Consider the following 23172-nt stretch of genomic DNA (forward strand, 5'->3'; position numbering starts at 1 on the left):
ACGATGGAGTTTGTGTTGAAAAGCGGCAAAGGGAAGGAGTTTCTATTCCCGGTCAATCCCGAGGAAGTGACGATCTCGCGCCAAAAGGGGTATGAAACCGCGACGGTTCTAACCTTTGGTGAGTTTGATTTCCCGCAGGGAGACAAAATCAAAGAAATTTCCTTCTCTTCTTTTTTCCCGAAAGCGTTCGATGATTCGTACTGTAAAGGCAGCAAGGATACACATCCGAAACCGCAAACAGCCATGAATATGCTCAATCAGTTTCTGGTATCCCAAACGCCGCTTCAATTTATCATTACGGAGACGGCTGTCAATGTGCCGGTGTTTGTGGCCTCTCACCAGACAACGTTTCGCGGCGGGGAGAACGGGGATGTATATTTTGACCTGACTCTTAGGACGTGGCGCGAGATGAAAGTAGCGAGAACCGCCGGTGCTACGGGAATCAATAAAAACCCTCGGGTCGATCTGAAGGAGAAGAACAAGTCATACATGGTCAAACAGGGGGACTCTCTCTCCAAAATTGCCAAGCTGGAGCTCGGGGACAGCTCGAAATGGAGCCAGATCTACAAGCTCAACCGGCAGGTGATCGGCAACAATCCGAATGCCATTAGACCCGGTCAGAAGCTGGTGCTGCCATGAGCTATAAAGTAATTTTGCAAGATAAGTACGATTTATCGCCTTTAGTGGAGTCTATTAGTTTAAGGGATTCGTTGGAACAGGTAGCTTATCAAGGCACGGTGAATCTTGTCGTGACACCGGACTTGCCTCCGCTCTCGCCAGGCATGGCGATTCGGATCAGCGGCATTCCTTATGGAATGAAGGATTATGTTCCCTTGCTGCATCCAGCCGTCGTGTGGGAAGTCGAAACTGCGAACAATGGTGTGAAGAAGATGACACTGACTCTTTATGACCGAACTGTATATCTGGATAAGTCTGAGGAGGAATATTTGTTTCCGGCGAAACAGACAGCAACACAGCGGTTTAAAAGGTATGCTGCCGACTGGAATATCAAGATTGCACACTTGCCCGATACCGAAAAGCAGCTTGGCCGCTCCGTTTACCGGACGCAGTCGATTTATGCCAGCATGTTCGCTGATTTGCGGGAAACGGCCAAGGTTGGCGGCAAGCTATACCATCCGCGCATGCTCCCTGCGGGACTGGAGCTGTATGAACTTGGGACGAATCGTGAAGTGTATGTCCTGGAGACTTTAACGGACACGACTCAGCGGCGGACGCTGGAGGGAGCGGCTACCAAGGTGAAGGTGCTGGCGACATCGGCCAGCGAGAGCGGGAAGGAAGTTCCTTCGAAGGTCATGGCCATTGAGGAGAAGGACGTTGCCAAGTATGGACAGCTGCAAGCCATCATTCAGGATGATGAAGTGAAATCTCCAGCGGCAGCCCGTGAGCTGGCTCGAAGCAAGCTTCGGGGAGTCCAGGAGACGATCACCGTAAACGCCCCGGATATCAATACAATACGTGCAGGAGATGCGGTCCAGCTTGGTTCGATGAAGCTGCTTGTTATTTCGGTTAGCCGGGAGCTTGGCAATCCTGGAAGCATGACGCTGGAGCTTGGGACTTATGACGATGTGAAAAGGAGGTTTTATCTTGAATAAAGACCCCTATGGACAATTGGCGTCTTCCCTGTTCTCTTCTTTCCATAAGCAAACCCGTCAAGCGCTCGGCGGGGTAGGAGCCGTACTTGGCACGATAACCTCAACGGGACTTAAGCTGGATGATTTCAAGCATGAACTGCAGGAGTATATGGTGGCTGAACTTCCGGGTCTGTTATCGCTCTCCCGCCGAACCGTAGAAGGGGCCATGAGCTGGGAGGGTGGACAGTCAGCAGTCTCTCTGGAATTGGAGGAAGCGGAGCTGGAGGATACCCTACTGAAGCTGAATCAAGGACTACAACCTGGTGATCGTGTGCTGGCAGTCCGTGTCAACGGCGGCAATGACGTTGTGGTGGTGTGTAAGGTGGTGAGTGCACATGGCTAATCTGTTTCCAGAAACGGAAGATATGATCTGGGAAGAGGCGGGTGAGCTTGACACGAACGAAGATCGCGGGGCTTTATTTGGGCGAAGCTGGCGGTTTGATTATGAAGCGGGTGAGTTCGTGATGACCCCTACCCGGAAATTGGCTGTCTCGGATGAGAAGGAGGCATGGGTGACCTGGTGTGAGAAAACGATTCGCACTCCGCGCTACCGTCATCTCATATATTCTCGAGACTATGGCAGCGAGCTTGAGGACCTGATCGGCAAGGGGCATGGGCGCCCGCTGCTGGAAAGCGAAATTCGGCGGATGGTGACCGAAGCATTGATGGCGGATGCGCGGACGGAGAGTGTGGACCAGTTCCAGTTTGAATGGGAAGGCGAGGCCTGCCGATTCAGCTGCCGGATTACGAGTGTTCGGGATGAAACGGAATTGATTGAAAGTGTGGTGATGACCTGATGGCCGATGTGCCGATGTATTTGCAGGAACAGACAGAAGAGAACATTATGAATCGCATGTTAGCGAAGGTGCCTTCGGATATCGACAAATCCGAAGGTTCTTTTATTTGGGATGCGCAGGCGCCGGTGGCATTTATGCTGTCCGAAGCGGCCTTATGGGCGCAGGAGCTGCTGCGGCGCGGTTTCGCCAGCACGGCGGCGAGTGATGTGGCCGATATCCGTTCTCCAGAGCTGGACCTGAGAGCAGCTGAGCACGGAGTTACAAGACGTGCGGCTGTGGCTTCCTCAGGCACAATCTTGTTTACGGGCAGACCGGGAACCGTAATCCCCGCCGGCACCACGGTGGCTACACCTGCAGATGAAGTCTCTGGTGAGTCCTCGGTGGAGTATGTAACGACAGCTGCCGTAACACTCTCGGATTCGGGCACAGGAACTGCACCTATTCGGGCTGTTGTGCCCGGGAAGCAAGGCAATGTACCCGCCGATGTCATTCAACTGATGATGTCTTCCATCGGTGGTGTTATGTCAGTGACCAATCCGGAGCCAACGCGCAGCGGTGCAGACACGGAGACGGACCAGTCCTTGCTGGAGCGATTCTATGCGAAGGTTCGCAGTCAGGGAACCAGCGGGAATAAGTCCCAATATATGCAATGGGCGAATGAAATTGCCGGCGTTGGCGGTGTTGAGGTTGTTCCTTTATGGCAGGGTCCGGGAACCGTCGGGTTGTATCTGATCGATACGGACAAACGCGCAGCGAGCCCGGAGATTGTGGAAGCAGTGCAGCAGCATATTGATCCTACCCAGGATGGGCAGGGAGAGGGCATGGCTCCGGCAGGTCCGGTCGTTACGGTGATGCCGGCTGAAGAGGTCGAGATCCATATCTCGGTCAAGGTGCAGCGCACCCAGGAGCAGCCGTCTACGCTGGAGGAAATCCGAACGCTGATCGAAGATGGCGTGCGTGTCTATCTGCAGCAGATCGCCTTTAACCGAAAGGATCCGCTCGTTCGGTATACGCGAATTGCTTCTGTGCTGTTGGATATTCCGATTATTGTGGACTATTCGGATCTAATCATCAACGGAAGCGCCGAGCAGCAAAACATCGAGATTGGCTCTGGTCAGGTGGCGGTTCTAGGGACGGTGAGCGTAAGTGAATAAGCCGAATATGAACAGCTTGCGGGGACGTGAGCTGTTCTCTTATCTTCCCTCCTATTATGAAGCCTCCCGGGTGATGCGTTCGGATATGGATGCGAAAGGAAGCGAACTGGATGCGCTGTATGAGGCACTGAATGCTGCTGCTGATCAGTTCTTTGTCCGTACAGCGACTTGGGGACTGGACCGCTGGGAAGCCGAGCTCGGTATTCCGACAGACCGATCAAAGCCCATAGGGCAGCGCCGGGCCGTGATCGAGTCAAAGCTCCGCGGGGCAGGGAACTTCTCGGGCCGCCTTGTGAAGAGTGTAGCCGAGGCTTATGATGGCGGCACCGTCGATGTCACCTTCCAACCGGAGGAGTGGAGCTTCACCGTTCGTTTTGTGGACACGCTTGGTATCCCTCCCAACCTGGAGGATTTGAAGGCGGCGATTGAGGAAATCAAGCCGGCTCATATGTTGGTGGAGTATGCGTTCAAATACTTGCTTATTCGCGAGGTTCACGGTGCCATGACACTGAATGAGCTTGGACAAATACAACTAAACAAATTTGCAGGAGGTGCTGAAGTTGGCTGAAAACACACCCAATTTAGGACTGTTGAAGAAAGACCCGCTTGCCGATGGCAACGAGACCTTTAACATTGAGACGATGCTGAATGATAACTGGGACAAGATCGATGAAGCAGTGGGGCAGGTACGAGAGGAACTGGCGAATGTCAATGTGGACATTCCGGATGCATCCCTGAGGGAGAAAGGGATCGTGCAGTTATCAAATGCCACGAACGGGACGCGGGAGGATGTGGCCGCAACCGAGAAGGCTGTCAAGGCGGCGTATGACGAGGCGCTCGCGGGAAAGCAGCTTGGAGTTGAGCAGAAAGCGAATGTGGTTGCCGCGCTCAACTCCATCGGAGTAGCGGCATCCGCGAGTGAAACCTGGTCGCAGCTGGTGGCGAAAATGGCTGGGGTTATTAGGGCGACGGGGAATGCGACTCCGGGTGATGTGTTAGCAGGAAAGATAGCCTCAAACCAATATGGGGAAATTATTGGGGAAATTCCAGTTCGTGGAGAAGGTGGCACTGTAGTAATCGGAACTAGAGATATTGTTAAGCTTTCTGGATATTATTCCAGTGATATTGTAATAAAAGGTGATCAAAATAAAATACCAAATAATATAAAATATGGAATAAAAATAGACGGGGTAGAAGGGACTTTCACGTCAGATGCTACTGCATCTTCTACGGATCTTATCACGGGAAAGTCAGCGTATGTTAAAGGTCATAAAATTGTAGGAACATTGGTTCCAAAAAGTAAACAGGCGTCAGGTACAGTTACCACTGAATATAGTAAAGTCTTTAATTTTAACATTAGCAACTTAAATTTCACTCCAAGTAAATTAATATTTACGGTAAACAATTCTTCCTTTGGATACCAAATTGGTGGGTCTGTATTTATTGATGGTAATAATCCACATGTTAATTTATGTGGAGGTGGGATACAACCAGGTGAGGTTATGGAATATTTCGTCGTTTCTAATGTTTCTATGTTTAACGGGGGGTTTACAGCGACAGCTAGTGCTACTGGAAGGGCCATGGATTATAGGTTCACCATAACTTGGACAGCAATTGAATAACTGAGTATATTAATGTATTTATCGAGAATATGGGCAAAAAAACTGCTGACCTATACTGCTTTAGAATGAGATTTTGACTTTTTTTGTACTCAGAAAGGAGCCCACCATGCCCACCCAATACATCACGGATGCTCTGGCATTCCGACTAAACAGCTCCTTCCCCGGCATCCCCCTTATATTCAAGGAGGATGCCGTTCCTATATCAGCACCACCCTACTTCCATACCGAGCTAACGCTAGCCGAAATCGAGCCCGTATCGCAGCGACGATATGCGGCTCGTTTTCGTTTCCGCATCGTCTATGTGCCTGCTGCGGGTCAGTCCGTGGCAGAGATCATGGACGAGATGCTGGAGGCACTCACCGTGCTGGCAGTGGATGGCCGGCCCTGCAGAGCTGTATCCGTTGCCTGGGAGCGGCCGGAGGAAGAGGGGGGCACGGAGCGGGAAGGATATTTTCGCGCCGAATACGTTCTTCAACTGTTAAACGAACAAACAGAAGAAGGCGTGAAGATGCAAATTTTACAACAAGGAGGCCATTTGAAATGAGCAAGAAGGCAAAAAACGCCGCACCTGCGTTCAGTAAACATCAGCTGATGGAGTCCAAGCAGTTCTCCAATCAAGAGAAGGATGTGCTGAAGGCGATCCTGCAAGAAGACAAGCAATACACGAAAGAACAAGCAGTTGAACTGCTAACCACATTTTTGAAAAAGGAGGTCATGTAACATGGCCGGAGGAACTTGGACAACACCTAACAAAATCAGACCAGGCGTATACACACAAATCTCATCTCAGGAGCAGCCGCTAGGGCGCGTCGGGGAGCGAGGGATCGCAGCACTCGGTTTGTCGCTTCCATGGGGCGACCCGCATCGCATTCTAACCGTAACCCCGGGAACCAATCTGGTTGAGGTACTGGGTTATGACATCACTGCACCGGAGCTGCTGTCTGTAAAAGAAGCCCTAAAGCGCGCAGGCACACTGCTGCTGTACCGGTTGAACAGCGGCGTGAAGGCAGCGGGTCATGCAGCTGGACTTAACGTTACCGCCCGCTATGGCGGTGAGCGGGGAAATGACATTCAGATTGTTATTGAAGACTCGGTGGATGAGCCGGGCAAATTCGAGGTCAGCACACTGCTGAGTGGTAGATCGGTAGACAAACAACTGGTATCCGATGCACAGGAGCTGAAGCCGAATCTTTATGTGACCTTTGCTCCAGATGCAGATGATCTGGCAGCTACTGCTGGTTTTGCACTATCAGGTGGTGCGAACGGTACAGTCACGAACCAGGATCATGTTGATTTCCTGGCAGCGCTTGAGGTGCATAACTTCCAGACCGTCGGGCTTCTGTCTGCGGATCCAACACTGAAATCGCTGTATACCGCATTCATCAAACGCCTTCGCGAGCAGGAGGGCAAGAAGGTGCAAGCTGTGCTGGCTGATTACCCGGCGGCGGATTATGAAGGCATCATCAGTGTGAAGAATGGTGTGGTTCTGGCTAATGGCACCGTGGTGGACAAGGTTCAAGCAGTTGCCTGGGTAGCAGGGGCGACGGCTGCAGCTAACGTGAATGAGTCCCTCACCTATACCGCTTATGACGAAGCGGTGGATACCGATGTTCGACTGAGTCATTCCGAGATTGAGGCCGCGCTCACCAACGGTGAGTTTCTGTTCAGCTTCAGCGGCAGCAAAGCGATCGTGGAGCAGGATATTAACAGCTTTACGTCGTTTGAGCCGGCCAAGGCGCGCCATTTTTCCAAAAACCGTGTCGTCCGTGTCCTGGATGGCATCGCCAATGATCTGAAGCTGATCTTCGAGCAGTCCTACATCGGCAAAGTAGACAACAATGTGGATGGCCGTACCCTGTTTTGGGCGGAGTGTGCAGCCTATTTTGCATCGCTCCAGAATATCGGGGCAATTCAGAATTTTGATGCGAATGAGGATATTGTGGTGACACCTGGTACGGAAGGCGATGTGCTGTTCGTGGATATCCAGGTTCAGCCTGTCGATGCAATTGAAAAAGTATACATGAAAGTGAAGGTGGTCTAAGATGGCATTTTTGCGCGCAAGTGACACCATTTCCGGACAAGAGGGCAAGGCATTCATCAAGATCGGCGATCGCATGGAAGAAATGTTCTATATTAAAACCTTGGAAGCTACGGTGGAAAAAGAGAAGGCTGAGCTTAAAACGATGGGCCATCGCGGTGTTCAGCATAAAGCGATCGGATGGAAGGGCACCGGCACGATGACCATCTATTATGTGACATCCCTTTTCCGTGAACTGATGCTGGAATATATGCAGACCGGCAAGGATGCTTATTTCATGATTGAAGTACGCAACGAGGATCCGGGCTCGGATGCCGGACGCCAAACGGTGATTTTGGAAGGGGTTAACCTGGACAGTGTGATTATGGCGTCTCTCGACACTGAAGCGGAGGCGCTGGAGGAAGAAGTGGCCTTTACGTTTGAGAATGTGCGGATGGAGACACCGTTTAGTCCGCTGGCTTAATTATCTGAGTAATAAAGAGGAGGATCAACAATGAGCGATTTTAGTATGTTTTTTGCAGAACATTCGACTGCGGAGATCACGGAGGAATTCGTGGTCTCTGTTCGTTTTAAGGATGCCGAAGGTCATCCTGTACCATGGAAGCTCCGCAGCATTACGGAGGAGGAGAACCAGGAATGCCGCAAAGCAGCCACCCGTAAAATCAAAGGCAAGAACGGCGTGTTCACTCCTGAAATTGACGCGAATGAGTACATGTCCAAGCTGATGGTGGCCAGTGTGATCTATCCGGATCTGAAGAACAGCGAGCTGCAAAAATCCTACGGCGTGCTGGGTGCAGAAGCTCTGCTTCGAAAAATGCTCCTCCCCGGCGAATTTGCTGCACTGGGTGAGCGTGTGCAAGCACTGAACGGATTCGACCGTGACATCAACGAATTGGTTGATGAAGTAAAAAACTGATTAAAGAGGGCGATGGTGAAGCGAATTTCGCTTACTACGCCCTCCACGAGCTGCACATTCTTCCACACCAGCTCATGGCGATGTCGGTCCGGGAACGGGCCGCCATCTATGCCATGATTGCACTGCGGGTGGAGAAGGAGAAGCGGGAGCGAGTTCGGAAGCCGAGATGATTTTGATGCAAAAGGGGGTGAAGGGATGATCAATCTACTAGGTTCTTTAGCGAAATCTCAAGCCATGTACAAGAAATTTGAAGATTACGCCAACAGAATGATTGTTGAGCAGTTTTTGAAATTTGAAGAAGGCTTCGAGCAGACTACCCTGAAAATCGCCAAAGCTGCCGAGGAACAGAACAAACTCAATGAAAAAGTGGATGAAGGAAGCAAAAAGGCGGAGAAACTTGCAAACGCATTTCAGCTTGCTAAATCCATGTATGAAAAAGGAAAGCTTGTGGCTGCAATGACAATTGTTCCAGCTGCGAAGGAAAATGAGCTGGAAGAATTGTTTAAAGTCCGTGTTGGCGATGTCCAAGTAGGTTCAGCCATATTCAAGCAAGTTAAACAAGAAGCGTTGAGAACGGGTACGGATGTTACCCAATCGTTAAACAATGCTCTATCCTTTATGTCCATGACGCAAAACTCTGATCAGATTGCGGAGCTGAACAATTTTGCAGCAAGGCTTAGCACACTGTCGCCGGGTGGGAAAAGCTCGGCCGATGCCGCTGCAGCCATTATGAATGCTATGCGAGGGAACACCGATTCGTTGGCGAAGGACTTTCATATCCCTGCAGAAGAAATTGCACAATTCAACAGCGAGATTGTCGGTGCTAAAGGCAATTTTGAGTCCTTCCTGGCCTCGATGGATGAGCTGTTGAATCGGACAGGCATGACCCAGGAAGGGTTGAACACAATGCTGGACTCACCAGTCAATCAATGGCAGACGCTGCTTGGCAATGTGAATAACTCATTCATCCAGATCGGAACCGGAGCACTTGCGGCGCTGACCCCGATCCTGCAGATGCTGAATGAGGCTTTTCAGAACGGGACCTTTCAGCCTTTTATTGATGCTTTATCTATTGGACTGATGTTCATCTCTGAGTTATTTCTATGGGTTACGCAAATGGTCCCGCCGGCATGGGAGATTATTAAAGGCACAATTATAGGCGTGGGTACGGTGATCTGGAATCTGATTAGCATGTTCTTAGGATTATTGCCGATATTGATCCTTGTGGGGGTATTGATAGCAACACTAAACGCCGGATTTATTTTTGGGAAAATGGCTGCTTGGGGATACGCGGCTTCTCAGACACTAGCGGCTATTGGTACTAATGCCGTTGCAGCTGCAACTAAGCTTGCTGCAGGTGCGACGAGAATCTGGAATATGGTACTTCAGGCTAGTCCGCTAACACGTATTATTAGTTTGATTACAGTGGCCATATCGGCCTTCGGTATGTGGGTTCTGGCTACCCAGGATCTCAAGCAGGTATTCAGCAACGTCTTCGGATTCATCGTGGATCTCGCGCAGAGCACAGTGAACGCCGTCATCGGCCTCATTAACGGAATTATTAAGGGAGTTAATGCGGTAGCCGGCTTCTTTGGCCGTATTCTGGGCGTGGACACCAAGGAGATTGCCGAGATCGAGTACAGGGCGGATTTTACCGATTTTAGAAATAAGGGACAGGACTTTATTGAGAATTTCTCAATGGACAATTTCAAGCAGCAATTCATCCCTGATGCTGGGAACGATTTCGAAGATATTCTCAATCAGCATAATATGGGCACTACAGGGCTAGATGTCGCCTATTCCGCACCATCTCCCTCTCCTTCCATGCCGTCCATGCCGACGACGCCGATGCCGGTAGCGCCTATGGGAGGCAGCATTGATACGGTCGACAAAGTGAACAAAACGGTGGACGTGGCGAGCGAGGATCTGAAGGTTATGCGAGATTTGGCCGAGATTCAAGCGATCAGCAATATGATTACACTGACGCCGACAGTTCAAATGACAACAGGCGATATTAACTCAGGTGCCGATCTGGATACGATTATCTCCAGAATTAACCGGACGCTGGAAGAAGAATTTGTCTCCAGTGCGGAAGGGGTGTATCTGTAGCATGAGTGAGTATGGGTTGTTTCTGAGCTTTAACAATCAGGAGGAGGTTTTTCGTTTTCCTGTCAATCCGGAGCGGATTGAAGTGAAGGAAGGCGGAAACGGGAAGGGGTATACGATTGTCGGTCTGGGCGAGATCAATACGATCCTGTATCCAAAGCTGACGGAAATTTCGTTTAAAAGCTTTTTTCCCGGTCGCATGTACCCTTTTGTCCATACAGATGAGCTGCTGCCTCCGATCGATTACATCAATACGATTAAAGGCTGGATGGAGACGCGCAGGCCCGTGCGGTTGGTTGTGACCGGCCTTGTTCCTGATCCGGCCCAGGCAGCGGGCGGTACACAGGCGGACGGAACGAAGACCTTCGCCCTCAACATGGCGGCGTCCATCGAGAGCTTTGATTGGAATACGATGTCCGGCTCGCCGGAGGATGTGGAGTTCTCGATCACGCTTAAGCGTTATAGATTCTATGGAGCCAAGAAGGTAGTGCCAGTCAAGAATGCCCAGCCCGCAGCCGCAAAAACGAACAGCCGTCCAGATGATCGCCAAAAGCCTGCTACCTATACGGTTGTCAAAGGCGACACACTCTGGAGCATTGCGCAAAAGCTGCTGGGCAGCGGCTCACGCCATACGGAAATCCAGAAGCTGAATGGAATCAAGGACCATGAAGTCCGCAAGCTGGCCATCGGACGAGTGCTCCGAATTCCATAACGAGGAGGCCTATCCTGATGATCGAGTTCATGGTGGATAACAAAAACGGAAACGTCTGGGATATCGGGCAGATTGTAACGGACATAACCTGGAAGACAACCCGCCAGGCGAAGCCTGCAAGCCTCGACTTTACCATTGTGAATGACGGCTTGGCACAGAGCACAACGTTCGCAGTTAACAACGGAGATATCGTACGGTTCCGGAAGGATGGACAGAATTTGTTCTACGGTTATGTGTTCTCCAAGGAATGGGGGGCGGACGGCCAGATGAAACTGCTGGCTTATGACCAGCTCCGTTATCTTTCTAATAAAGATACGTACCGGTTCACCAATACGAGGGTCGAAGACATCATCCGCAAAATCGCCAAGGATTATCAATTGAAGGTAGGGCAGCTGGCGAATACCGGTCATACGATACCAGCGTTGCTTGAGGCGGATACGAAGCTGATCGATATGATCAGTAAGGCGCTTGATGCAACGCTGATGGCGACAAAACAATATTATATGTTTTATGACCATTTTGGTGCCCTTACCTTGAAGAACATCAACGAAATGCGGCTGAACTTTGCGGTTGGGGAAGAAAGTCTGATGACGGATTTCTCGTATAAGACAAGCATTGATAACGAAACGTATAACCGGATTAAGGTGGTCCGCGACAATAAGGAGACTGGCAAGCGAGACGTGTACATTCACAAGGATGGGCAGTCCATTGCCAAATGGGGGCTGCTTCAGCTCTACGAAGTTGCCGATGAGAACATGAACCCCGCCCAACTGAATCAGCTGGCGAGCAATCTGCTTGCTCTGAAGAACCGGGAGGAGCAGACCCTGAGCATTGATGCAATCGGGGATGCCCGGGTTCGGGCTGGATATACGATTTACGTGAACCTTCCAGGTGAAGGGCTGAAGCCTTATCTGATTGATGAGTGTTCGCATAGCTTGTCCGGCGGTGCCCATACGATGTCTCTGAAAATGAAGGTGGTGTAAGAACAATGCTGGATATTATTAAAAAAGCTAGCCTCAGCGCCGTCGGAAGCACGAATCCGGTAACGGTGCTGTACGGCACGGTAACCAATACCCATCCTCTGGAGGTGAACGTGGATCAGCGTTTCAGCCTGACGGAGGATTTTTTAGTTGTGGGCGAGTCTTTGACTGAATATAAGCGGAACATTGCCGGAGAAGAAGTGGTGATACGAAAGGGGCTGCAAACCGGGGATACCGTGGTGCTCCTTCGATACCAAGGCGGCCAGACTTATCTTGTCCTGGATCGGCTGGTGAAGTCGTCATGATCCCGCAAGGCGGCATGATGATACCGGACGGTGAGACCGTAGAGATTATGGATCAACCAAGCCTGACGTATAGGCTGGACCATGAAGCCGGAACGATATCCGGGCACATCGATGGACTGGAGGCGGTCAAGCAGGCAGTGAGCAAAATCCTGCAAACCCGTCGTTTTGCACATCTCATCTACAGCAGCGATTACGGTCATGAGCTGCACTCGGTCATCGGGCGTGACCCGCTGTGGGCATACGCTGAAATCGAGCGGCACATCAAGGAAGCGCTGCTGCAGGATGATCGGATTGTGGCGGTGGAGAATATGAACATGACATTTACAGGCGATCAGGGGCGGGTTGAATTTACCGTTCGCTGCATATTCGGCGCATTTGATATGACCAGGGAGGTGAGGGAGGATGTATGAAGAGCAGACGTTTGAAGCCATTCTCGGACGGATGCTGGACCGCGTTCCGGATGGGATGGACAAAAGAGAGGGCAGCATTATCTATGACGCGCTGGCCCCGGCCGCTGCCGAGCTTGCTCAGATGTATATCGAGCTGGGCTACTCTATTCAATATAAATTCGCGGCCACAGCGTCTGGAGAGTACCTGGATCGGAGCATTGCCTGGTCGGGAATTACACGCAAGGAGGCGACCCATGCATTGCTTCTGGGACGATTCACCGGAAACGGCGGCGCTCCGCTGGAGGTTCCCATTGGCAGCCGCTATTCCTTGGATTCCTTGAATTATTCGGTGGTTGCCCGCGAGGATGAAGGTCTCTACTTGCTGGAATGTGAAACGAGCGGCAGAGAAGGAAACCGGCGTTTTGGTTCACTGCTCCCGCTTGAATATATTGAAGGTTTGGTCACCGCTGAGCTGATTGAGCTCAGGGTTCCAGGTGAAGATACGGAATCTGACGAGGCCTTGTATGACCGCTATCGGGAGAAAATATCCCGTCCTATTACGAGCGCGAACCGGAATCAATACGAATTGTGGGCAAGAGAGATGCCCGGGGTTGGCAAGGCTCGAGCATTTCCGCTATGGGATGGAGCGGGCACGGTCAAGGTGGTGCTGCTGGGTAACGAAATGAGAGCGCCGGCACCTTCCATTGTGGAGGCGGTGCAGCAGCATATTGATCCGACCATGGATGGAAGAGGGGAAGGAACAGCCCCTGTCGGTGCTGTGGTGACGGTGGTCGCGGCCGTAGAGGTGCCGATTGATGTTGATGTACAGGTTACGCTGCTGGACGGAGCAGGTATGGATGGCGTTCAAGAAGCTATCGAAGCTGGAGTGCGGCAGTATTTGAAAGATCTGGCGATGCTGGATCCGCTTGTCCGGTATAACCGGATTGCGAATGTGATTCTGGACATTCCTTCAGTTATCGACTATGAGGTTCTCACGGTTAATGGGGGGACGGAGAGCATCCCCATCGATCCGGAGGCGGTAGCCGTTCTGGGGACGGTGACCGTCCGATGAGCAAAGCCGAAGCTTGGCTGAATTATCTCCCTTCCTATTACCATGGGATTCGGGAGATGAAAGCCATTGCCAACACCGAGGGAGCAGAACTGGACCAACTGACTCGGGATATGGAGGATCTGATCGATCAGTATTATCCCGAGACGGCAACCTGGTCGCTTTCCCGATATGAACAGGACCTGAACATTCCGGTCCACCTGTCCAAGCCGCTTGAACAGCGACGATCAGTTGTGATCTCCAAGATGCGCGGCAGCGGAAAAGTATCGGCCAGCATGCTGAAAAATGTAGCGCAGGCATACGAACGCGGGAGTATCGAAGTGACCGTCCAGCCTGCGGAGTATAAGGTGACGATACATTTTCGCGATACCGTAGGTCTTCCGCCTAATCTGGGGGATTTGAAGGCAGCGATGGAGGAGATTAAACCCGCACACATGATGGTGGAATATGCGCTTCGTTACTTAACGATAGCCGAGGTGGAAAGTATGACATTGGATCAGGTCGAAGGAACTACACAAGATCGATTGTTGGGAGGAGGAGCCTGATGACAAATCCGGTTACACCGAATATCGGGTTGAATAAAATTGACCGAACATCACCGTCAACGACGTATTTTGATCTGGAGAAATATATTGATCAGAACGCGGATGTGGTCGATCAGTTTGCTGGTGAGACGAAGCAATCCCTCGATTCTCTCGCCTCGAGATTGGATACCGAGGAACGCAGAGAGGTTGTGCTCCAGCCGGGATTGCAGGTTGTGCATGCAGAGCGTACTGCACCTTTTTCACTGAGTGGGATTAAGGGACGGACGTTGGTGAATCTGGCAGGACGGCAAACTAATAGAACTGTAAATGATACTAAAACAACAACTATTAGTGTTGGACTTGGAACAACGGGAAGTAACACAGAGATTATAAATGTGGACGTAACAAATACGGATGAAGGTTACATTGTATTTAGACAAGTAGACGGTAGGGACTTTGTTGCATATGCTGGAAAATATTACGCGATATTCGCGGATGTAAAATTAAACCACGTCACAGGTAGTGGCAATATTAAAGTAGGTGGCTCAGGCGCCCCGGCAGTTGGTGCAGCTACTGTCGATAAAACCAAGATGGGAGTTTGGCAGCGGGTAAGTTACGGATTTACTCTTTCGGCTGATACGACTTTTAGCATTCTTGTCGGAACATGTTACGCGCAAGAAGGATTTGCAGCAGCAAACTTTGATGTTAAAAACGTGAGTTTACACGAAATTTCAAAGGATGATTATGACGAACTACCATTTCTTTCCGAGCCGCAAAAGATAGCAAAATATCCGTATGTAAATAGTCTCCAATCGGTACAAAACCCATACGTGATTCGATATGGGGAGAATCTGTTGCCTCCGTTTTATGAATGGGAAGATCGAACTGGCGGATTTGGGCGCATCAAGTCCCCTTACGAATGCTCCATCGAAGGGCTTGAAAATGGGGGAAGGTGGTATCAATATTTTGCTCCCGCCCTACCTAATGTCTCGTATACTCTCAGCGGGGAAGCAAGCGATGAGTCTAAGTTGTACGCCTTCCTTTGTGACCGAGAAAAGCAAAATTTAGACGGGCAGCGCCGATCCGGAACATTCACCGCAACCGAAGAAACAGCATATATTCGGGTTCTTGTAAACACCGACACAGGCACAGGAAAGTTTGTCTTCAAAAATCCGATGCTTGTTATTGGCACCGGGTCCCAACCTTTCAAGCCGCATGAGGATTCCATGCTCGCATTCCAGACGGAGCTCCATGCCAACCCGGACGACGGCAGCGATCCGGATGTGCTATTTGAGCGTGAGGGGCAGTATTTCAAGCTGGCGAGGTGGAAAAAGGTAGAACTGGACGGGAGTTTAAATTGGAGGGTCGCAGGAACTTCAATAGTTGCTGCTAAGGTTGTTGCAGTTGATATGTTTGCACTCAATGTCCTCTCGATTGGAGAAAGGGGGGTAAAATACGACGGCAAGGTACTAACTACTCAGGATGTAGGGGAATTTACTGCGTGTGATGTGGTGAATATTAGCCCCGCTGGTACACTGTTTATTTCTATTAATAACGTTGACAGTGGATGGGGAGACAACTACAGGCCGACGCAAGACGAGATTAAGGCGTATTTTATGGGGTGGAGGATGTTTGACGGAACTGTAGGCGCATCCGCACTATACAACCGTACTGATAATGCATATAAGGCCTGGGTAAGAATTTCGGATTGGTTGGGGAGAGTTGATAATTCGGTACCTACAACTCAAGCGCCAAACTGGACGCCATACCAGCTCGTATATCGGCTCAGCGCCCCGACCGTAGAGCCCGTTGTGTCGGAAGGCTGTTTGGTACTAAATGAGGGTAAGAATCACGTCGAGGTGGGAACGGGAATTGTCCTTAGAGAGGTTGTAAAACCGTTTTATGGTTCTAATGGAAGAACTATTATTAACTCTACGTATCAGGGAGAAGAAAATTCAAAAGCGAAGTATATGGTGTACAGGCTTTTGAGCGTGTATAAGAGCGGCCTTCCTGATACTAGCGCGTGGACATTTTACACGAACGCAGAGTATACGTATGGACGGATGAAGGCGGTGATGGAAGCCGAGCGAAGTACCTACGATCCATCTGTGCCCTACTCCGTCACCTATCTCAAGCTTGATAAATCTCCGATCCAGCCGATTACCGGCACACTTGCCGCAAACGAGAAGGCACAAGTTAGCGACCTGATAACGGGAGTAGCCGAAGCTCTGCATCGAGTATCTGTCGTGGAGCAGAAGAAAGTCGAGAAGGACGCGCCCGGATGGATTGCGCCAACGCTATTGAATGGATGGGAGAACTATGGAGGTTCTTTTACGAAAGCAGGATATTATAAAGATTCTGCTGGGATAGTACATCTAAAGGGGCTAATAAAGTTTGGCACAGCAGTTGCTGGGACATTATTATTTACGCTTCCGGAAGGGTACCGGCCGAATGCAGTTATGATCTTTCCAGTATCTTCGAATAACGGTAGTCAAAATGTCTTAGCTAGGTTGGATGTCACCAGTACTGGGAGTGTGATTTTTAACTCAGGCGGGAATAGCTGGTTTTCGCTTGATGGAGTTCACTTCCTAGCAGAAAGGTAAAGGAGGTATCACATGAAAGCTGTACCGAAAGTAAATACAGACGGCCTCTATATGGAGGACGTCCTTGTGGACGATGCCTTTAGTGGTGTCGTCCCTTTTTATAACGAGCCGTTACAACCGGCTGTCTTGGATGGAGCGGCGTCTCATGCAACGGACAGTGAAGATGAGGACGAAGGCCAGCGGCCTGAAGCGGAGGTCGCCGGTTACATGGTAGGCATTCCGGTTTCCCCAGGATTGTTCCATCCGAGGTTTGATCTTGTTGGCTGGCTTGCGTACCAGGAAGCGCTGGCTGCTGCACAGGCTGAATATCAGCAAGCGCTTAACAGCTGGCATCAGCTTCCGCAAGAGGAGCGGGGCCAGCAGCCCGTGCTGTTGTGGCCCTCGCTGCCTGAATTGTGGGAAGAGGGATTGTCTCCCGAGGAGATCGAGGAGTTGACCAAGCCACAACCGGCAGTGCCTGCTGAAGTTGATCGGCTGGGGGCTGAATTGGTGGCCCGGGAACTGGAAGCGTTGGAGCTTCGCCGGCAGAATGAAGCGCTGGGCGCTCAGGTTGTAGGCCTGGAATTACGGATGCTGTCACTGGAGACCAATTCATCGGAAGGAGAGGGGACTTATGTTTGAGAACGATTATGAGCGACTGAAATATTATTACGAGAAAAAATGGGCTCAGAAGCCCCAACTGCGTCAATATGTCGGCTACGGTGTCATCACACCAGAGGAATACGAGTTGATTACGGGAGAGGCGTTTTAATTCCACGGATTAATGACCCGTTAGACAAGAACGGAGTTTCCGTTCATGAGTCAACCATAGTTACAATGCATTACCGTTTTGTTTTTCAGCCCCCGGCATTCCCGGGGGCTTTTTAAATCTTCATACACTTAAAGGAGGAGAGACGCATGTATGAGCACATCGGTCAACTGTTTAAGCTGCTGGTGGCGGGCGCGGGGTCCGTGACTGTGTATGTATGGGGCGGGTGGTCGCTTCCGCTTCATCTGTTGTTGTGGCTCGTGGTGATTGATTGGCTGACCGGATGGGGGGCGGCCTGGATGAACGGCGAGCTGCGGAGCCGGATCGGCTACAAGGGCATTGCCCGGAAAATCACCATTTTCCTTCTCATCGCTTTGATGCATCTGGTTGACCGGGTGCTGGGAGAGATGAATTATTTTCAGAACACGGTGATATTCTTTTATCTGGCGAATGAATTGTTGTCTATTATTGAGAATGTCGGGCGCATGGGGATACCGATTCCACAATCGCTGCGTAATGTAGTACAACTTTTCCAGATCAAATCGGAAGAAGGGGAACAGGGCCCCGCACCTAAAGGAGGGAAGAAGGATGAATCCGCGTGATTTTATTGACAAGCTGGCTCCGATTGCTACCGAGGATATGCGGCGCTACGGGGTTCCGGCCTCGTTGACGCTCGCGCAGGCGATTCTGGAATCGAACTGGGGGAAGAGCGGGCTGACGCAGCAGGCGAACAATCTGTTTGGCATCAAGGGCACCGGACCGGCGGGCAGCGTAACGATGCAGACGACCGAGTACCGGGGACAGACTCCCTATCGAACGAACGCCCAATTCCGCAAATACAACAACTGGCAGGAATCGGTGGCTGATCATACGAAGCTGATCCTTAACGGCACGAAAGACAAGCCGAACCGTTACCACGGTGTCCTGTGGGCGGATTACAAAACAGCGGCAACCGAAATCTGGAAAGGCGGGTACGCCACAGACCCCAACTATCCGAACAAGCTGATTGCTGTTATCGAGCAGCATTCACTGTATCAATATGATGTCCCGAATCCGAAGGAGGTGGAGCGCGTGAACATGGAGCAGCTGACTGCCGAGCTGAAGGATGCGAGAAAGCAGATTCAGCAGTTGAACACCAGTCTCGCGACGGTTTTGAAAACAACAACCGAACAGGAGCATACGATCCGTGAGCTGAACAAACGGCTCAAGAAGCTGGAAAGTCTTCACCCTGAGAACATTCCGGTTTGGGCGGAAGCGGCGGTGAAGGCGGCGCAGGAGGCGGAGATCCTTAACGATCCTGCGGGCAGTTATGATTTTTATCGGACGGTGACATTGATGCACCGGATGGGCCTTATTCCAAAATAAAGCTAAAAAGCCGAGGGAGCTCATGCTTTTCTCCGGTTATAAGATGTCTATCTCTGCACCAGTGACGGCTCTCTTCCATACCAAGCTTCCTTATGTGCTCGCCGTAGTGGACAAGCTTCTTGTCCCTGCTGGCATTTTCCTTTGAAACACCAGATGGCATATAATAATGAGAATAAAGACATAAGCACAGGGGTGGAGAGCTATGACGCTGAAGGAGCTTAGAGAGCATCGCCAATACCCGGAACAGACGAAGTCGGATGCTTCCCGGGCGGCATATGAGCGGGACTATTCCCGCCTCATTCATTCGCCGACCTTTCGCAGGCTGCAGGGGAAATCGCAGGTATTCGGCGCAGGCACCGGAGACTATTACCGGACGCGGCTGACACACTCCCTTGAAGTTGCCCAGATTGCCAGAGAGGCGGCGCGGAGCTTGAGCCGCAGCTATCCGGAAGTGATGCCGGAGGCGGCGGAGAACGCCGGTCTGATTATTGATCCCGAGGTGGTGGAATGTGCGGCGATCGCGCATGATTTTGGCCATCCTCCGTTCGGTCACAAGGGCGAGGAAGTGCTGCAGGGCATTCTGGAGAAGCTGATAGACAGCAAAGCGGAGCAGATCATATCCAGTCTGCCCTATACGCCAACACCGCTAGAGGCAGCGGGGATTCGGGAGGAAATGAGGCAGAAGTATGAGCATTTCGAAGGGAACGCACATAATTTTCGCCTGATCATGTATCTGGAGAAGCGGGAAAATGTGAACGGCCTGAACCTGTCCGATGCGGTGCTGCTCGGCATTAATAAATATCCCTTCCCCGGGCTCGTTAACCCGAAGGGGATGTACCGCCATGAGTGGGAATATATATCGCATATCCGCGAGGCATGGGGAATTCCGGAGGGGCATAAAACGCTGGAAGCTCAGCTGATGGACCTGTGTGATGACATTGCTTATTCGGCGCATGATCTGGAGGATGGCATCAAGGCTGGAAAGATCGAGGTACATGAGCATTTTCTTAGAGACAGTTACCTGAACAAGCTGATCGTCCAGAAGATCATGACCCTGGAGGACGAGGTGTGGAAGGGATGGACCGAGGACCGCATCTATCCGAAGGTGGAGGCCGTGCTTGGAGAGTTCCTGCGCGTATGGAATGAGAAGATGCCGACCTGCGAGTTTGATTATTCCCGGACACGGCGCGAGGTAAAGGCGTATTGGGTCAGCTTGTTTGTAGGCAGTCTTGGCGTTATCGATGGTGATGGATGGAAGAAGGTAACGTTCGTTAAGGACGGAGCCGAGGACGAGGATATGCTGCGTACGGTCAGCGTTCTGAAAAGCTTCGCCTGGGTGACGATGATCCGTGACCTGAGAGTGCAGCGGCTTCAGAAACGAAGTGAATGGATCATTAAACGTCTGTGGGACGCTTTTCTGGATCCGGTGGCTTCGAAAGCGATTATTCCTTCGGACTGGCTGCAGCGTTATGAGGCAGATCAGAAGCGCGCGCGGCCGATCTGGACATGGGAACATATGGTGATCGATTACATCGCCGGGATGACCGATGCGTTCGCGGAGAAAATCTATAACGAATTATATGGCCTGAAGGTAGGGTCGATCTATGATCTGGATTGAGAAGGCCGCGTGTGAGTGCGCACGGGAACAGCGGCGGATAATCGGGACACAAGAAATCCGAATTCTGTCGCTCCGTAAAGTAGAAAGGGGCTCTGGTTCTGAATGACGGCATCATCGTATACGTTAAGCATGCTGGATCTGGTGCCTCGCCTCGGCGAAAGCACCTATGAAGAGGCGCTGCGGCAGGCGGGAAGATTGGCGAGACACGGGGAAGCTTGGGGCTATAAACGCTATTGGGCTGCCGAGCATCATGACCTGGAGCACTTGTCCTGCGCCTCCCCGGAAGTTCTGCTGGCCCATATCGGGGCGCAGACCACGCGCATCCGGCTGGGGTCGGGAGCCGTGCTGCTTCCGCATTACAGCCCGCTCAAGGTAGCGGAGAATTTCCGGATGCTTGCCGCGCTGTATCCCGGCCGCATCGACCTCGGGATCGGGCGGGCCCCGGGCGGCTCTGCCCATACGAGCATGGCGCTGAGCGGTAACTATCTCGGCCATGTGGCCGATCTGCCGAACCGGATCCGGGCGCTGACGGAGCTGCTGGAGGATCGTTATCGTTACGAGGACGTTCCCGTAGCTGCACGTCCAGTCCCGGCGAAGCCCCCGGTGATGTGGATGCTCGGCACCAACACGAAGAGTTCCGGCTTTGCAGCTGAATTCGGGGCCGGCTTTGTTTTCGGACACTTTATGAGTGAGGTGGACGGGGCGGATGTATTGAAGTCTTACCGGGAGCATTTCCGCCCCTCAGCTGCCATGCGCGAGCCGCACAGCATGGTCGCAGTCAGCATCATCTGTGGAGACACCGAGCGGCGTGCGCAAGAGCTGGCAATGCAAGCTCAAGCAACCCGTGGCACGACGGGGCGTGAATCCAGCAACCAGCATGAACCCAAGAACCAGCATGAATCCAACAACCAGCATGAACCCAATGAGCAGCGCAAACGTAACGAACAATGTGACTCCAAAGAACGTCATGGTATGCCGAGTTCGCAGTCAGCGCTATCGGTTCCTCAAGGACAGGGCATGTTGAAACATGTCATTACAGGCACGCCATCCGCTGTCAGAGAACAGCTGCTGGAGATGAAGGAGCGGTATGGAAATGATGAATTTTTGGTTACGGTTCCGGTTGCCGACTACGAAGAGAGGCTGAACTGCTACCGGCTATTAGCGGGGGAGTCTGCACCTATATTATAGAAGAAAGATGTTGAAGCTATGTCGAATTCAAGCCGAACGGCTAGGCACTTGTATCCGTCTACATCGGACAAGCCGCAATATGTATATACATTCGCCTGTCATGAAACTGAACGGGAGCTATGCCATTTGGAGCTGGCCCAATTATTAGGGACTCCCTTGAAGTCGGGTGAGGATTGGCTGCAGACGAGCCGCCGGGTAGACCCCGACCGAAGCCCCTTTGTGTCAGCACGGCTGGAGGTTGGGCTGAGCGGTGATTCGGTGGAGGCGATTGCTGCACAGGCCGGGCAAATACAGCTATCGGGAGCTACCTTCAAGGTGGTGTGCCTGAAAGCTGGTGATCCTTTTACGTATGAGGAAAGAAGAGATGTTGAGCGCCAGGTAGGTCGGCATATCAAGGGGACGGCGCAGATGAAATCGCCGGAGGTGACGCTGGGCTTGATCCGAACGGAAGGAATCTGGAGCCTAGGAGAGCTCCATGAACCGGAACGGGCGTGGCTCACGCATAAGCAGAAGCCATACAACTATTCGACCGGTCTCAGCTCCCGGGTTGCCCGCGCGCTTGTGAACATGGCGGTACCGGAGCCGGACAATACTGTGCTTCTCGACCCATGCTGCGGAATGGGCAATGTGCTGATCGAGGCTCTGTCGATGGGGATTCAGGTACAAGGATCGGACATCAACCCGCTGGCGATCCGAGGAGCCAGAGTGAATCTTCGCCATTACGGATATGATGATCAGCTGGTATCGATTCAGGATATGAATGAGCTGTCCGGCAGCTACGAAGCGTCCATTCTTGACTTGCCCTACAATGTATGCTCTGTTCTGCCGGAGGAGGACAGGCTTCAAATGCTGCGCAGCCTGCGGCGTCTGGCACGCCGGGCGGTGATTGTCAGCACCGAGCCACTGGAGGAGCAGCTGAGACTTGCCGGATGGAACGTATTGGGTCGGGCGATTACGACCAAAGGCTCCTTCGTTCGGGAAGTGTGGCTGTGTGAATAACCATAATAACGGAACTGAACAGACCCGGACCGAAGCAGAACGGATGCGACAACCGAATTACCATTGCAGGCTTTGTACTGGGGATTTCGCTTGTCATCATAAGGGATGGACGGGGATGGAAGTTCGGAAAATCCGGGAAAATCGCGGCTGAATTTGCGTGAATACGAATTTATAAGTCGGAAATATGATTCTAAAGATGCTTAATTTAAGCTATGTGATTGACTTCATTACGGGGAAGAAGAGGGGCTGGAGAACGAAGCGTTCGCCTTTGTCTCCGATTTTCAATGGCTAAGGCGTTGACTTAACAATCTGGGGCTAGAGCGATCGGAAGTCTCCCATTTCCCGGAGCGGTAAACCGTTCTGGAAGTCAAGTGCGGATTCCTGATA

At 51.6% G+C, this 23172-nt stretch carries 27 protein-coding genes; all 27 read left to right on the forward strand.

Annotated features, from left to right (window positions below):
• Positions 1 to 3 precede the first annotated feature (3 nt).
• The 27 genes from CHH67_RS08400 (at position 4) to CHH67_RS08530 (ending at position 22785) form a co-directional block, all read left to right on the forward strand.
• On the forward strand, positions 4 to 639 hold the full coding sequence (locus tag CHH67_RS08400; RefSeq protein ID WP_095264717.1) for a LysM peptidoglycan-binding domain-containing protein: 636 nt from the start codon (positions 4 to 6) through the stop codon (positions 637 to 639).
• Positions 636 to 1613 (forward strand): XkdQ/YqbQ family protein, encoded by a 978-nt coding sequence (locus tag CHH67_RS08405; RefSeq protein WP_095264718.1) that lies wholly within the window; start codon positions 636 to 638, stop codon positions 1611 to 1613. The genes CHH67_RS08400 and CHH67_RS08405 overlap by 4 nt, the downstream gene beginning before the upstream one ends.
• On the forward strand, positions 1606 to 1995 hold the full coding sequence (locus tag CHH67_RS08410; RefSeq protein WP_095264719.1) for a hypothetical protein: 390 nt from the start codon (positions 1606 to 1608) through the stop codon (positions 1993 to 1995). The genes CHH67_RS08405 and CHH67_RS08410 overlap by 8 nt, the downstream gene beginning before the upstream one ends.
• Positions 1988 to 2449, forward strand: a complete 462-nt coding sequence (locus CHH67_RS08415) for a DUF2634 domain-containing protein (protein WP_095264720.1) — start codon at positions 1988 to 1990, stop codon at positions 2447 to 2449. The genes CHH67_RS08410 and CHH67_RS08415 overlap by 8 nt, the downstream gene beginning before the upstream one ends.
• The gene (locus tag CHH67_RS08420; protein ID WP_095264721.1) at positions 2449 to 3603 is read left to right on the forward strand and encodes a baseplate J/gp47 family protein; all 1155 of its coding nucleotides are present in this window, start codon (positions 2449 to 2451) and stop codon (positions 3601 to 3603) included. The genes CHH67_RS08415 and CHH67_RS08420 overlap by 1 nt, the downstream gene beginning before the upstream one ends.
• 7 nt (positions 3604 to 3610) lie before the next feature.
• Positions 3611 to 4171, forward strand: coding sequence for a YmfQ family protein (locus tag CHH67_RS08425; protein ID WP_095264757.1), 561 nt, complete (start codon positions 3611 to 3613; stop codon positions 4169 to 4171).
• Positions 4164 to 5225 carry a tail fiber protein gene (locus tag CHH67_RS08430; protein ID WP_244908125.1) on the forward strand — a complete coding sequence of 354 codons (1062 nt, stop codon included), beginning with the start codon at positions 4164 to 4166 and terminating at the stop codon, positions 5223 to 5225. Before CHH67_RS08425 ends, CHH67_RS08430 begins: the two co-directional genes overlap by 8 nt.
• 106 nt (positions 5226 to 5331) lie before the next feature.
• Positions 5332 to 5769 (forward strand): phage tail terminator family protein, encoded by a 438-nt coding sequence (locus CHH67_RS08435; RefSeq protein ID WP_095264722.1) that lies wholly within the window; start codon positions 5332 to 5334, stop codon positions 5767 to 5769.
• A complete protein-coding gene (locus CHH67_RS08440) occupies positions 5766 to 5945 on the forward strand; it encodes a hypothetical protein (RefSeq protein WP_095264723.1) in 180 nt (59 codons plus the stop codon). Before CHH67_RS08435 ends, CHH67_RS08440 begins: the two co-directional genes overlap by 4 nt.
• 1 nt (position 5946) lies before the next feature.
• Positions 5947 to 7266 carry a phage tail sheath family protein gene (locus CHH67_RS08445; RefSeq protein ID WP_095264724.1) on the forward strand — a complete coding sequence of 440 codons (1320 nt, stop codon included), beginning with the start codon at positions 5947 to 5949 and terminating at the stop codon, positions 7264 to 7266.
• 1 nt (position 7267) lies between these two features.
• Positions 7268 to 7726: a phage tail tube protein gene (locus CHH67_RS08450; RefSeq protein ID WP_095264725.1), complete on the forward strand. Its 459-nt coding sequence runs from the start codon at positions 7268 to 7270 to the stop codon at positions 7724 to 7726.
• 30 nt (positions 7727 to 7756) lie between these two features.
• Positions 7757 to 8179 (forward strand): phage tail assembly chaperone, encoded by a 423-nt coding sequence (locus CHH67_RS08455; protein ID WP_095264726.1) that lies wholly within the window; start codon positions 7757 to 7759, stop codon positions 8177 to 8179.
• A 195-nt stretch (positions 8180 to 8374) separates the two neighbouring features.
• Positions 8375 to 10288, forward strand: coding sequence for a phage tail family protein (locus tag CHH67_RS08460; protein WP_244908126.1), 1914 nt, complete (start codon positions 8375 to 8377; stop codon positions 10286 to 10288).
• 1 nt (position 10289) lies between these two features.
• Positions 10290 to 10997 (forward strand): LysM peptidoglycan-binding domain-containing protein, encoded by a 708-nt coding sequence (locus CHH67_RS08465; protein ID WP_095264727.1) that lies wholly within the window; start codon positions 10290 to 10292, stop codon positions 10995 to 10997.
• A 17-nt stretch (positions 10998 to 11014) separates the two neighbouring features.
• The gene (locus CHH67_RS08470; RefSeq protein ID WP_095264728.1) at positions 11015 to 11980 is read left to right on the forward strand and encodes an XkdQ/YqbQ family protein; all 966 of its coding nucleotides are present in this window, start codon (positions 11015 to 11017) and stop codon (positions 11978 to 11980) included.
• 5 nt (positions 11981 to 11985) lie between these two features.
• On the forward strand, positions 11986 to 12282 hold the full coding sequence (locus CHH67_RS08475) for a DUF2577 domain-containing protein (protein ID WP_095264729.1): 297 nt from the start codon (positions 11986 to 11988) through the stop codon (positions 12280 to 12282).
• Positions 12279 to 12692: a DUF2634 domain-containing protein gene (locus CHH67_RS08480; protein WP_095264730.1), complete on the forward strand. Its 414-nt coding sequence runs from the start codon at positions 12279 to 12281 to the stop codon at positions 12690 to 12692. The genes CHH67_RS08475 and CHH67_RS08480 overlap by 4 nt, the downstream gene beginning before the upstream one ends.
• Entirely contained in the window at positions 12685 to 13743 is a 1059-nt protein-coding gene (locus CHH67_RS08485; RefSeq protein ID WP_095264731.1) for a baseplate J/gp47 family protein, read from the forward strand. Before CHH67_RS08480 ends, CHH67_RS08485 begins: the two co-directional genes overlap by 8 nt.
• Positions 13740 to 14285 (forward strand): YmfQ family protein, encoded by a 546-nt coding sequence (locus tag CHH67_RS08490; protein WP_095264732.1) that lies wholly within the window; start codon positions 13740 to 13742, stop codon positions 14283 to 14285. Before CHH67_RS08485 ends, CHH67_RS08490 begins: the two co-directional genes overlap by 4 nt.
• On the forward strand, positions 14285 to 16867 hold the full coding sequence (locus tag CHH67_RS08495; RefSeq protein WP_095264733.1) for a hypothetical protein: 2583 nt from the start codon (positions 14285 to 14287) through the stop codon (positions 16865 to 16867). Before CHH67_RS08490 ends, CHH67_RS08495 begins: the two co-directional genes overlap by 1 nt.
• A gap of 12 nt (positions 16868 to 16879) precedes the next feature.
• Positions 16880 to 17488 (forward strand): hypothetical protein, encoded by a 609-nt coding sequence (locus CHH67_RS08500; RefSeq protein WP_095264734.1) that lies wholly within the window; start codon positions 16880 to 16882, stop codon positions 17486 to 17488.
• Positions 17481 to 17618 carry an XkdX family protein gene (locus tag CHH67_RS08505; protein WP_095264735.1) on the forward strand — a complete coding sequence of 46 codons (138 nt, stop codon included), beginning with the start codon at positions 17481 to 17483 and terminating at the stop codon, positions 17616 to 17618. Before CHH67_RS08500 ends, CHH67_RS08505 begins: the two co-directional genes overlap by 8 nt.
• A 146-nt stretch (positions 17619 to 17764) precedes the next feature.
• On the forward strand, positions 17765 to 18217 hold the full coding sequence (locus tag CHH67_RS08510; RefSeq protein ID WP_095264736.1) for a phage holin family protein: 453 nt from the start codon (positions 17765 to 17767) through the stop codon (positions 18215 to 18217).
• Entirely contained in the window at positions 18204 to 18980 is a 777-nt protein-coding gene (locus CHH67_RS08515) for a glycoside hydrolase family 73 protein (RefSeq protein WP_095264737.1), read from the forward strand. Before CHH67_RS08510 ends, CHH67_RS08515 begins: the two co-directional genes overlap by 14 nt.
• 202 nt (positions 18981 to 19182) lie before the next feature.
• Complete coding sequence (locus CHH67_RS08520; protein WP_095264738.1) at positions 19183 to 20598, forward strand: deoxyguanosinetriphosphate triphosphohydrolase family protein; 1416 nt, start codon at positions 19183 to 19185, stop codon at positions 20596 to 20598.
• 102 nt (positions 20599 to 20700) lie between these two features.
• Positions 20701 to 21786: an MsnO8 family LLM class oxidoreductase gene (locus tag CHH67_RS08525; RefSeq protein ID WP_095264739.1), complete on the forward strand. Its 1086-nt coding sequence runs from the start codon at positions 20701 to 20703 to the stop codon at positions 21784 to 21786.
• An 18-nt stretch (positions 21787 to 21804) separates the two neighbouring features.
• Positions 21805 to 22785, forward strand: coding sequence for a TRM11 family SAM-dependent methyltransferase (locus tag CHH67_RS08530; RefSeq protein WP_095264740.1), 981 nt, complete (start codon positions 21805 to 21807; stop codon positions 22783 to 22785).
• The last annotated feature ends 387 nt before the right edge of the window (positions 22786 to 23172 follow it).

The sequence above is a fragment of the Paenibacillus campinasensis genome, assembly GCF_002272015.1.
Classification (GTDB): Bacteria; Bacillota; Bacilli; order Paenibacillales; family Paenibacillaceae; genus Paenibacillus_AQ; species Paenibacillus_AQ campinasensis.